At 70.1% G+C, this 11849-nt stretch carries 8 protein-coding genes and 3 pseudogenes; 9 read left to right on the forward strand and 2 right to left on the reverse strand.

Annotated features, from left to right (window positions below; translation table 11 throughout):
• The 9 genes and pseudogenes from O3W51_RS36995 to O3W51_RS37035 form a co-directional block, all read left to right on the forward strand.
• Positions 1–1267, forward strand: a pseudogene (locus O3W51_RS36995) (ArnT family glycosyltransferase); the annotation flags it as partial.
• A gap of 811 nt (positions 1268–2078) precedes the next feature.
• Positions 2079–2615, forward strand: a pseudogene (locus O3W51_RS37000) (bile acid:sodium symporter); the annotation flags it as partial.
• A gap of 86 nt (positions 2616–2701) precedes the next feature.
• A complete protein-coding gene (locus O3W51_RS48575; protein ID WP_331284123.1) occupies positions 2702–3007 on the forward strand; it encodes a hypothetical protein in 306 nt (101 codons plus the stop codon).
• A 267-nt stretch (positions 3008–3274) separates the two neighbouring features.
• A complete protein-coding gene (locus O3W51_RS37010; protein WP_269288475.1) occupies positions 3275–4627 on the forward strand; it encodes a sensor histidine kinase in 1353 nt (450 codons plus the stop codon).
• Between the two features lie 242 nt (positions 4628–4869).
• A pseudogene (locus tag O3W51_RS37015) lies at positions 4870–5293 on the forward strand (hypothetical protein); the annotation flags it as partial.
• Between the two features lie 164 nt (positions 5294–5457).
• The gene (locus O3W51_RS37020) at positions 5458–6333 is read left to right on the forward strand and encodes a COG4705 family protein (RefSeq protein WP_269288476.1); all 876 of its coding nucleotides are present in this window, start codon (positions 5458–5460) and stop codon (positions 6331–6333) included.
• 224 nt (positions 6334–6557) lie between these two features.
• Positions 6558–7211, forward strand: a complete 654-nt coding sequence (locus tag O3W51_RS37025) for a response regulator transcription factor (protein WP_269288477.1) — start codon at positions 6558–6560, stop codon at positions 7209–7211.
• Positions 7202–8455 (forward strand): sensor histidine kinase, encoded by a 1254-nt coding sequence (locus O3W51_RS37030; protein ID WP_269288478.1) that lies wholly within the window; start codon positions 7202–7204, stop codon positions 8453–8455. Before O3W51_RS37025 ends, O3W51_RS37030 begins: the two co-directional genes overlap by 10 nt.
• A gap of 38 nt (positions 8456–8493) precedes the next feature.
• Positions 8494–9768 carry a COG4705 family protein gene (locus tag O3W51_RS37035; RefSeq protein WP_269288479.1) on the forward strand — a complete coding sequence of 425 codons (1275 nt, stop codon included), beginning with the start codon at positions 8494–8496 and terminating at the stop codon, positions 9766–9768.
• A gap of 581 nt (positions 9769–10349) precedes the next feature.
• Here the strand turns inward: O3W51_RS37035 and O3W51_RS37040 are convergent.
• Positions 10350–10931, reverse strand: coding sequence for a phosphatase PAP2 family protein (locus tag O3W51_RS37040; protein ID WP_269288480.1), 582 nt, complete (start codon positions 10929–10931; stop codon positions 10350–10352).
• A gap of 433 nt (positions 10932–11364) precedes the next feature.
• Positions 11365–11742 carry an anti-sigma factor family protein gene (locus tag O3W51_RS37045; RefSeq protein WP_269288481.1) on the reverse strand — a complete coding sequence of 126 codons (378 nt, stop codon included), beginning with the start codon at positions 11740–11742 and terminating at the stop codon, positions 11365–11367.
• Positions 11743–11849 lie beyond the last annotated feature (107 nt).

Consider the following 11849-nt stretch of genomic DNA (forward strand, 5'->3'; position numbering starts at 1 on the left):
GGCGCGGATACCCGCAGGCGACCGGCCCTACATCGCCGGGACCACGAACAGCTCGCCGGTGACCATGGTCGGGGGGTACAACGTCCTCAACCGCTTCCCTCAGCTGGGACTGACCCCCGCCGACACCGGCAGCGTCAACTCCGTACCCAGCGGCCCCGCGGCGAAGGCGCCGTCAGGACCCGGACCGGCCGCTGCCACCGGCGACGAGGGTGGCTGGACCAAAATGGTTCGCGCGCCCCTGGCCTCGCAGACCGGCTGGCTGTATCCGGCAGCGGCCCTGACGGTGGTCTGCGGCCTGGTGTGGCTGCGGCACCGGCCGCGCAGCGACCCCGAGCGGGCCGCCCTGCTTCTCTGGGGCGGCTGGCTGACGACGTTCCTCGCCGTCTTCAGCGCGGGGACGGTCACGGGGCACACGTACTACATGGGCGTCGTGGCGGCCCCGCTCGCGGCCCTGACCGGGATCGGCACGGTCCAGTTCTGGCGCGCCCACCGGGCGGGCGGCTCCCGCGCGTGGACGCTGCCCGCGATGATCGGCGGCACCGCGGTGTGGGGCGCCGTGGTGGCCGGCGTCTGGCCGCGCTTCTGGCCGGGCCTGGGGTCCGCTGTCCTGGTGCTCTGCTTGACAGCGCTGGTGCTGCTGGCCTGGAGCCGCCCGAGCAACGGGGGAACGGGGCACCGGGGCAGCCATCGGGCCGCGGTGGCCGGGCTCGTCGTGGGGTTGACCGCCATTCTCCTGGCCCCCGCGGCATGGTCGGTCTCGGTCGTCATGCCTCGCTACAGCCAGTCCACCAAGGGCACGGTAGGTCCCGACAGCGACGCGGATCGCACCCGCCTGCGGGCCCCGGCGGTCGCCGCCCCGGGCGAGCGGACCGCGGCCCCCGGCCCTACCGCGCGGCGGCGGCTGCTCAGCTACCTGCAGACCAACCGGCATGGCGCCGACTACCTCGTGGCGACCATCAGTTGGAACATCGCCTCCCCGTATCTCCGGGCCACCGGCGACGCCGTGCTGCCCGTCGGCGGATACATGGGCCAGGCCCCGTCACCCACCCCGGGCGAGATCCAGCAGTACGTAGCCGCAGGCCGACTGCGCTACGTACTGCTCCGCCGGGCGCACCCGGGCGCCTCCGCGACCACGCCCGCCGGCCGCGTCGCGCACTGGGTCCGTACGTCCTGCGCCCGGATCCCGGACAGCGCCTATGGCGGCACGGTCACCGACTCCACCGACGGCGCGCCGTTGCAGCTCTACCGGTGCGCACCTACCCGGTGAGTGCCGGGCCCCTGCGCCTGCGCGAGGAAACCGACGGTCGCCCCGACCACCATGGTGTGCGGGTCGGGTAACGACGGCATGGCACCGCTCGTTGAGTCAGTATGCGCGAATTGCCTTCCTCTGACGATGTCGACGCCGCTCCCAAACCTGCCCGATGCACGTGCGACCCGTTCGACGCCGGTGTTGGGGAGGGGGCGCTGACGGGAGGTCACCGAAAATGCCGGTCCTGGTGGTACGGCGCCGGTGAGCAGCGGCGACGGCCAGGTCCCTCGTGGTCGGGGTGTCGTCGGGTCATCTGTCCGCGGCCGAGTGCTGGTCTCGATCGTCACCGTCACCGCGTGCGCTGTCCTGGTGTTTACTGTGCCGTTGGCCATCGCAGTCTCCCGGATCTACCGCGACGGGGCTGTGGCCCGCCTGGAGCGCGACGCCATCTGGGCGGCGGCCGGCTTGGCGGGCGGTGCCGTTGGCGCCCCCGATCGCCCGACCGCGCTCCACCGTCCCTCGCACGGTGTTGACGTGGGGGTTTACAGCCCGTTGGGCCAGCGTGTTTACGGGCGGGGGCCTGCCCTTTCCTCGGGAGCGGCGGCTGCCCGTGACGGGGTGCTGCATCGAGGGGTGGAAGGCGGAAATCTCGTGGTCTCCGCTCCGGTCTTCCGGGGCGGTGCCGTGCGGGAGGTGGTGCGGGCATGGATGCCATGGGACCCGGTCGCCGACAGCACCGTCCTCGTCTGGCTGCTGCTGGCCGCTATCGGTGCGGTCGTCGTCGCGTTGGCCGCGTTCTCGACGCGGCCGGCGTGCCCGTCGGCCGCGGTTCCCATTACTCGGCGTGGCCGCCCGCTTCCTGGTGCCCCACGTCATCGCGCCACAGCTTCCCCGGCTTGCTCTACCTGTGTCTCCTGCCATCCACCGTCCAGTCCTCCATCGCCTTCACCGCCATCGCACGCGGCAACGTCGCCGCCGCCATCTGCGCGGGCACTTACTCCAGCCTCCTCGGCATGGTCGCCACCCCCCTGCTCGCCACCACCCTGCTGGGCTCAGCCGCAACCTTCTCCCCCGATCGGCTCTTCGCCGTCGCCACCCAACTGCTGCTCCCGTTCCTCACCGGACACCTGCTGCGCCCATGGATCGGCGCCTTCATCAACCGCCGGCACACGGCACTGCACCTATTCGACCGCAGTTCAGTGCTTCTGGTCGTTTACACGGCCTTCAGCCAGGGCGCTGCACAGGGCATTTGGCACCAGACGGCACCGCTACGACTGCTCACCCTGTTGGCGGTGGAAGTGGTCTTGCTTGCCCTGTCCTGACCGTCACCGGGATCGGCGCTTCGGCGTTGGGGTTCGGGCGTGACGCGGCCTCGCCGCCCTGCACCACCTCATACAAGCATCTCTGCGTTCCGTCGCCCTGATCGCCGTACCAGCCCTGGCTGGGCGCTTCCTGCGGCTCAACCCGGTCGCCGCCTTCTGGGCGGCCTACGTGCTGACCCGCCCGCTCGGGGCGTCCTTCGCCGACTGGATGGGTGTCCCCGCCCGGCGCAGCGGGCTCGGCTGGGGCACCGGGCCGGTCAGCCTGGTCCTGGCCGTCCTCATCGTCACACTCGTCGCGTACCAGGCGGTCGCGCACCGGCGCCGCCGCTTCGGCGGCCGTCGCCTGACGGTGAAATGCCAGGTCTCCGTTACGTGTGTGGCGACGGTCGTCAGCGGAGCGCGGTCGGTACCTCTGCCTCGACGGTGTTGCTGGTGACCGTGCCGTTATTGCCGGCCAGGGTCACGGCGTGCCGGACCCCGTCGGGGCCGAGGACCACGGCCTGCCAGGCGCTTCCGCCGCCTTGCTGGTGGAGACGATCCGCGGTGCGGGCTACCGGTTGGCAGCCGACGGTGGCTGAACGACGCGGCCGACCCGATCGGTGGGGCCCGGCCGTGCGGGGGCTCCTTCCACGGGAGATGCGACGTCGGGCTCTGGCCTGGATCCGGGACCTCGGGCACCGGTTGCGTCCTCGGTCCGTCCGCCGTGGTCGCGCTGGCACTGGGCGCCGCATCCTGGGGTTTGCTCGGGCTCCTGGACGGCAACCTGATCCGCACCGCGCAGACCGACGCCGAACGGCAAGCCATCGCCACCGCCGGGCTGGCCGCCGAAGGCCGTCTCGACCCCGTACTGGCACCGGACCGTGGAACCGACTTCCTCCAGGTCGTCGACGCCCAGGGCCGGGTACTGGCGGCAAGCCCCAACCTCGCCGGCCGCCCCGCGCTCTCCACCCATCGCTCCGGCACACCCGGCACGGTCCGCGGCACCTGGAACGGCAGCCCCGTGCGGGAAGAGCACCGCCAGCGAGTCGTCCAGGTCACCACCCCCACCGCCCAGGGTCTGGTCACCGTCTATGCGGGCACCTCGCTGCGGGAGGCCGACGCCGCGGACGAGACCATCACCGCCGCGCTGGCCATCACGGTGCCGCTGCTCGTACTCACCGTCGCCGTGGTCACCTGGCGGGTTACGGGCTGGGTGCTGCGTCCGGTTGAGGCGATCCGCGCTGAGGTCGCCGAGATCAGCGACCGCGACCTGCACCGCCGCGTGCCCGTTCCGAACAGTCAGGACGAGGTCGCCCGGCTCGCCGTCACGATGAACACCACCCTGGACCGGCTGGAATCCGCCGGAATCCGCCAGCGTCAGTTCATCGCCGACGCCTCGCTCGAGCTGCGCAGCCCGATCACGGTGCTCCGCACCCAGCTGGAAGTGGCTCAGGCCCATCCCGATCCCGCCCTGTGGGGCGAACTGGTCAGTGGGGCTCTGGAAGACACCGTACGGCTGCAGGATCTCGCCTCCGACCTGCTCCTGCTGGCCCGCCTCGATGCCGCGGAACCGCCTCCCACCGCCGCCGTCGACCTCACGGAGGTCGTCCGCGAAGCAGCACGGTCGCGCAGGCAGGACCGGATCTCCGTGCACATGGAGATCGCGCCCGAGGTCACGGTCCGTGGCAGCACGCTCTGGCTCGCGCGGCTGGTCACCAACCTGCTGGACAACGCGCAACGGCACGCGGACCACCGGGTCCTGCTGTCCCTGCGCATCGACGAGGCCCACAACACGGCTGTGCTGGAAGTCGGCGACGACGGGCCGGGCATCCCGGTCACGGATCGTGAACGGGTCTTCGAACGATTCACCCGGCTCGACGACGCACGCAGCCGCCATCAAGGGGGCACGGTCTCGGCCTGGCCATCGCCCGTGACATCACCACCCACCTGGGCGGCTCGCTCAGCGTCCAGGACTCGCGAACGGGCGCCCGACTCGTGGCCCGACTTCCGCTGGACACGGCCGGGCGCCCGTACCGTTCGCGGCGCCCCGCCTGAGCAGGGCCACGGCCAGGCATGACACGGCGCGGCGACCCGTTGCCCCATGTGCGGCTGAGCCCTCGCCCCGGCTCAACGTCTACGGGCTCGCTGATCGTCCTCGACTGCTCCCGGGGATCAAGCTAGGTCTGAGATCGAGGGGTTCGCCGCCGATGCGTTGCAGGAGGCGGCACGGTGGTCTCGGCCGGGGCGACCGGCCCGGCCGGTTGCCGCATCGGTCCGCCGAGCGAGGTGAGCCGGCCGGTGGCGCGTCGGCCGCTCTCTCCGCGGACGCTGTCCATTCACCGCATCGACGCCACCAGGCGCAAGTCCTACCACTGGCTTGCTGTCCTGTTCACCTTCGCCCTCGGCACCTTGGCCGGCGACCTCGTCCCTGAGCGCATGAACCTCGGCTACTGGCTCGCGGCAGTCCTGTTCGGCCTGGCCATCGCCGCGGTCGCCCTCGCGTACTTCAAGCTCGGCTTGGACGCGGTGCGGAGCTTTTGGATTGCCCACATCCTCACCCGTTCGCTCGGCGCGCGTCCATCGGCGACTACCTCTCCCAGCCCACCGGTGACGGCGACTGGGCCGGGGCACCGTCATCACCAGCGTGCCGTTCCTCCCCGCAATCCTCGGCCTGGTCGTGTGCCCGTCGGTGACCCGGAAGGACGTGACGGAGCCCCTGCGCGCCGCGCGCCACGCCGCCTGATCGGGCGTCAGGCATTCAATAGGCGTTCAGGCAGACACTGCCCAGGTCGATTGAGACGACCGCCGTTGAGCGGTCGCCGCTTGTCACAGGGCACTCGTCTCCATTGCGGGGCGGGCGCACTGCCGTTCGCCCGGATTGGAGCCCCCACCGTGCAGGAACCGGACATGCCCCCTGACCTCGAGGTCGCGAGCGCGACCAACTCGGTCATGAAGAGACTCCCGGAGGTGACGCTGGCGTTCTGGATCATGAAGATCGCCGCAACCACCCTTGGTGAGACGGGCGGCGACCTCTTCGCGCAGACCCTCCAGCTCGGATACTTCCTCACCACAATCGCGCTGTTCCTGCTCTTCGTGGCCACGCTGGTCGTCCAGCTCAGGTCCAGCCGCTACAACCCGTTCTTCTACTGGACCGTGATCCTGTCGACCAGCATGGCCGGCACCACGACGTCCGACTTCATGAACCGCGACGCCAGCGCCAAGTTTCTTTCCGGCGGGACCACTTCGCTGGGCTGGGGACCGCAGGGTCTGGGCCTCGGCTACCCCACGGGCGCCGCGATCCTGATCTCGATCCTGATCGTCATCTTCGCCGTGTGGAAGCTGAGCGGGATGACCTTCGTCATCCGGGACATCGCCAGCTTCCGCGGGGAAGCGCTGTTCTGGTCGGCGATCCTTGTGTCCAACACGCTGGGTACGTCCATGGGCGACTTCCTCTCCGACAGTACCGGCCTCGGGTACGCCGGCGGAGCCCTACTCGTGACGGGCGCGCTCGCCGTCCTCGTCGCCCTGATGAAGGTGCCGACTGTCCCGAACGTACTGCTGTTCTGGATCGCCTTCGTCCTCACCCGTCCGCTGGGAGCCACTGCGGGCGACTTCCTGACGAAGCCCATCGCCAAGGGTGGCCTGAACCTTGGCGCGGCGGGTTCCTCGGCTGTGCTGCTGGCGATCCTGTTCGGTCTGATGGCCTACGCGCAGGTCCAGGAGCGCAGGACCGTTTCCCCACGGCAGGCCGAGCGGGGGCCGGTCACCCAGCAGGTCGACTGAGAGGGCGTTGTATCCCGCCATTTCGTACCGTATTACCGCATTTGTTACGGTTTACGCCGCGCCATCTGGGTGTGGATTCTCCCGGTGAGGCGGCGGGTCATGAGGATGCTCATTGCGAGGTTGGGGAGGGCACGGGACGGGCGTCATCAGCGGCCTGTTCCCGACCGTCGGGCGGCTGATCAGGGCAGATGGAGAACTGGGACGGGAGTATCTAGGGTCAGCACGTGGCATTCATCATGGTGTGCGAAGACGACGCGGCGGTTCGCGGCATCCTCAAGCGTGCCCTGGAACACGACGGCCACACCGTCTCTGTCGCCGCCACGGCCGGCAGCCTGCTGCGGCAGCTCGCAACGGTGCCCGATCTGGTCGTCCTGGATCTCGGGCTCCCGGACGCTGACGGTCGCGACGTCTGTCTAGCCCTTCGGGCGCGCGGCGTCGACGCCCCGGTGCTGATGCTCACCGCCCTGGACGGCCTGCACCACAAGGTGGGCGGCTTCGAGGCCGGCGCCGACGACTACATGACCAAACCCTTCGACATCCCGGAACTGCTGGTCCGCGTCCGAGCGCTGCTACGCCGGGCCACCGTGGCGCCCCCACCGCGCGAGGTCACCCTCGATCCGGCGAAGCACGTGGTCACCCACGACTCCGTGAGTGAGAGCCTGACCCCGACCGAGTTCCGGCTACTGGGCCGCCTGATCGCCTCGCAGGGCGACGCGGTACGCCGACACGCCCTCATCGCTGCCGGCTGGCCGCACGGAGCGCAGGTCAGCGACAACACCCTCGACTCCTTCGTGCGCCGGCTGCGGACCAAACTCGGTCCGCTGGGTGTGGCCGGGCGTCTGGCGACGGTCCGCGGCGTGGGCTACCGATGGCACTGACGCGATTCCGCAGGAGGGTCGTCGCACTCACGGTGCTGATCGCCACTGTCGTGGTCGCGATCCTGGTCGTGGTCTCGCATGTGCTGCTGAGCCGGGTGACGGACACCGACGCGCACGACCTGGCGCGGACCCGCGCCGAGGCGGTCGCGGCGAACGTCACCGCGGTGGGCGGGCCTGTCGTGCTGACGGAGAACAATAGCGAGGCGCTGGACGAGGTCGCCTGGGTCTATGCCGACGGCCGCCTGATCGACGGGAACGTTCCGGGCAGCATGGTCGAGCGCGTCGAGGCGCTGGCAGGCTCAGGGCGATCGCAGACCGCCACGGTCGCGCACTACCTCCTGTACGCGCGGGAGGTCCCCCTCGACGGCCACCACGTCATGGTGATCGTCCGAGTGGACCTCACGCCTTATGAGACATCCGAGCAGCACAGCTTGACCTTGTCGCTGGTACTGGGCGGCCTCGCCATCCTCCTCGCCGGCGGCGTCGCGCACCTTGTGGTGCGCCGCGCGCTGCGGGTCGTACACGAGATGGCCGCCCTCGCCGATGACTGGGGCCATCACGAACTGGGGCGCCGCTTCAACCTCGGAGTCCCACGCGATGAGTTCGGGGAACTGGGACAGACCCTGGACCGCCTCCTGGAGCGCGTGGACAACGCCTTGGCGGACGAGCGCCGGCTCACCGATGAGATCGCCCACGAGCTGCGGACACCCCTCACGGTCCTTCGGGGCGAGGCGCAGCTGGCGCAGCTGTCCGGCGAACCGGTCGGGCCGGCGGTGGTGCTGAGCGAGGTCGACCGCCTCAATGCGGCCATCACTACACTTCTGCGCGCCGCGCGCGCACGTACGGACGCCGGGCGATGTGAGCTGCGCTCCGCCGCGCGGCAGGCGATCGCCGGCCGCGCGGTCGAGGTCGCCTTCCCCTCGAAGGCCGACGTCGCCGTGTCGGCCGACGTCGCCGTGTCGCTGCTGTCGCCCCTGCTGGACAACGGCCTGCGGCATGCACGGTCACGCGTGTGGATCACCGCGCGCATCCACGGTGAGAAAGTCGTGGTCGATGTCCTGGACGACGGTCCCGGAATCGAACCCGGGGAGGTCGACCGGGTCTTCGAATCGGGTGTCACCGGCGGCGACGGGTATGGGCTTGGGCTGCCGGTGGTCCGGCGCATCGCCGCCTCGGCCGGTGTGGAGATCCGCGCGATCGCAGATGGCCGCGGTCACGTCGAGGTGACGCTCCCGGCGGCGTAGTCAGGTTGCTTGCAGGTTCCCCGCGTAAACCTCCCCACATGACAACGACAACCGAAGCACGCACGCGCAGCGGGCGGCTCATGCTCAACAAGGTTCCCGAGGTCACCATCTGGTTCTGGGTGATCAAGGTCCTGTGCACGACGGTCGGTGAGAGCTTCGCCGACTGGATCAACACCCAGCTGGGCGTCGGCCTGGTGAACACGGCCTGGATCTTCACCGCAGTCCTGGTGGTGGCCCTGGCCGTCCAGCTGCGGCTGAAGCGGTACGTACCGTTCCCCTACTGGCTGACCGTGGTCGTTGTCAGCGTCACGGGGACCTTGTACACCGACATCCTGACCGACCAGCTGAACGTGCCGCTGTGGATCAGCTCCGCGGTCTTCTCGGTGCTGCTCGCCGTGGTCTTCGGCGTGTGGTGGCTGCGTGAGCGCACGCTGTCGATCCACTCGGTCACGACACTCCCTCGGGAGTCGTTCTACTGGCTGACGGTCCTGGTCACCTTCGCGCTCGGCACCGCGACCGGCGACTGGACTCTGGAGCTGACCGGCTGGAGCCCGGGCGTTTCGGTGCTGCTGCCGCTCGGCCTCATCGCGGCGATCACGACGCTGCGGCGGTTCGGCGCGAACCCGGTGCTGTCCTTCTGGCTGGCCTACATCCTGACCCGCCCGCTGGGTGCGAACATCGGCGACTGGCTCGCGTCCCCCAAGGTCGCTCAGAGCCCGGGCGACCCGACCGGTCTCGCGCTGGGCACGTTCACCACCAGCCTGATCTTCCTCGGCCTGATCCTGGCGACAGTGGTCTACCTGACGGTGACGCGCTCGGATGTGACCGAGACCCACGAGGCGACCCATGCCGCACAGGGCACCAGCAACCCACGTAAGGAGCGCATCGCGCTTGGCGGCTTCGGAGTACTGGCCGTAGCCACCGTGGCCCTGCTGAGCTGGGCCCACGCTCAGCCGCACGTCGGCCCGGCGCCGGAGACCGACACCACCTCCACCGTGCAGCTGCCTCCCGGCCAGGCGGTGAAAAACTTCCCGCCCGCGAAGGTCGGCGCGCTGCGGACCCTCGTATCCACCTCGCTCAAGGACGCACGCTCGGGGGACGCGGCCGGGGCCCACGCGGCCGCCCAGTCGCTACGTGATCTGTGGGATGCCGACCAGGACTCGCTGCAGCCACTGGACGACACCGGCTGGACCTCCATCGACGCCCAGATGGACAAGGTGCTGGCGACCTTCGGCATCGACCACCAGAACCCCCCGATGTCACCGGTACAACAGGAGAGTGAACTGAACGCCCTTCTGGCGGACCTGGGCTGACGGACCGCACAATGCCCGGCCGGCCCATCCGGCCGACGGGCTCAGTACGCCGGGCTGCGCCGAGAACCGCGCCGCCCCGGAACACGCCGACGAGCCGTGGGCAGCGCAGGCGGCCAAAGCACCTGGGGCAGCCCGTCCATGTCCGGAGACTCCCTTGGGCGGTCGAAGCCGACGTCACGGTTTCGGCCGCCCTGCTGTTGAACCGAGCTGTCCCGTCGCAGTGGCGGCCGATGCCCAGAAGCAGACGCCGGTGGCTACCGAGGCTCGTCGCCGGTCTCCTTGTGCGACACGGCTCACGAGCAACGTGTACGTGGTGGGCGTTCGGCTGGTCAGGGAGAGCCGTTCCCCGAGCGAGGCGGCCAGATCGCGGGCCACGGTGAGGCCACGAAACCCGTACCTGCCCCGCCTCCGGTGTGACCCCGCTCGAACAGCCGCGCCGTGTCCGTGGGTGCGGGCCTTGTCCAGCAGGACGTCGAGATCTCGGTCACGGGGCCGCCGGGGGCGGCGGCGTCTGCGGGCACGTCACCGCTGACCTGTCCTGAGCGATGGCCGCCTCCGTCTCTGTGGCCATCGGGACGCACTCAGCCCAGTGGACACGATCCACGCGGCCAAAGTTCCGACCATCGCCGTAGCGTGAGCATCGACAGGAGCGCGACGAGCCCGCCGAGCGCGACTCCGGCCGCGGCGTCGTGCGGGTAGTGAGCACCGACCCACACCCGGGAGACCGCCATGGCCAGGGCGGCCACGACCGCGACCGCCCCCAGCCGACGTGAGACGAACAGCAGCGCCACGGCAGCCGCAGCCGCGATCGCCGCGTGGTTGCTGGGGAAGGTCCAGTCACCGGGCGCCGGACACGCCTCCAGGGTCGTCACCCGCAGGCTCTGGCACGGCCGGTCCTCGCGAACCGCCAGCTTCACCACAGCATCCACGCCGTACGCCCCGACCACGACTACCGGCACGGCCAGCGCCCTGACCACCACCGCACCCCCGGCCCGGTGCGCGGACCACCAGCCGACGCCCGCGAGGACGGCGAACACCGCGAGCCCGTACGTCGACCAGAACGACGTCGCGCCGTCCAACCAGCCCGGCGCATGCCGGGCCAGACGCACCACGTCCAGGTATGCGGAGCCATCGACCGACGACCCGTCAAAGGCCATGATCACTGACGCCCCTTCGGATTTGGCGCCGCGGCGAGCCCGGTACACCTCGGTAAAAAGGGGGAACAGCGACACGACAACGATCAACGCCCCCAGCGGCAGCAGGAAGTTTGCGGCACAGCCGCTCGCCAGCGCGGCCGCCGAGTTCGACGACGACGGTCCGTAGCCACTCCTTCAGGCCGAGGGTAGATCTGCCGTGACGCTCCGTGAGTCGATCGACCGCCGCGGTGACGATCACACCCTCCAGTCGCATATCGATCCCGGCAAACAGCACATCCTCGACCGAGCAGACCCCCATGATCGAGAGTTGCAGGGAGTCCCATCACCCCGACGCTCAGCACGCCGAACGCCGCGAGCAGCGAATGGGCGTCCAGGACGTTGACGGCCAGCTGCAATGCGGGGTGGATCGGTGGGCCATGGACGGGAGCCCTTTCATTGCTCACCTGATGCACGAAGAGGTCCTGCTGACCCATTGGGGAAGCGTGATCTGCATGGTCACGGCCGAGGGGTCTGGCCTGCGCCGACGGGGCGACGCGTGGCGGCATTCGTCCCGGGGGGCCGCGCACGCCGGCGTGTGTCGGCCTTTGCCGCAGGCCAGGGCATCGCGCAGCAGGGACAGGTGTGCGGGCACCGATGTGAGCACGTCGTGCTTGTCCCGGCACCTGTCGCAGGTTGCCAGGTGAGCCCGCACGGCGCTCGCCTCCTCGGGTGCGAGGGCCTTGAGGGCGTGGCCGGCCAGTAGTTCACAGACCGTGCGGCATTCCTCGATGGACGTCTTCTCGCCGGACTTCTCGGTCAGGCAGGGCGCTTGGGTCATGGCGAAACCTCCGTTTCCAGGTCTCACCTTCGCCCAGGAACAGCCGCTGGCGCGTCGTCTCAGCGCAGCGATTTCCGGCTACCACGGTCGCGGTATATATCCGGTCG

It is taken from the genome of Streptomyces sp. H39-C1 (assembly GCF_027158125.1).
Classification (GTDB): Bacteria; Actinomycetota; Actinomycetes; order Streptomycetales; family Streptomycetaceae; genus Actinacidiphila; species Actinacidiphila fildesensis.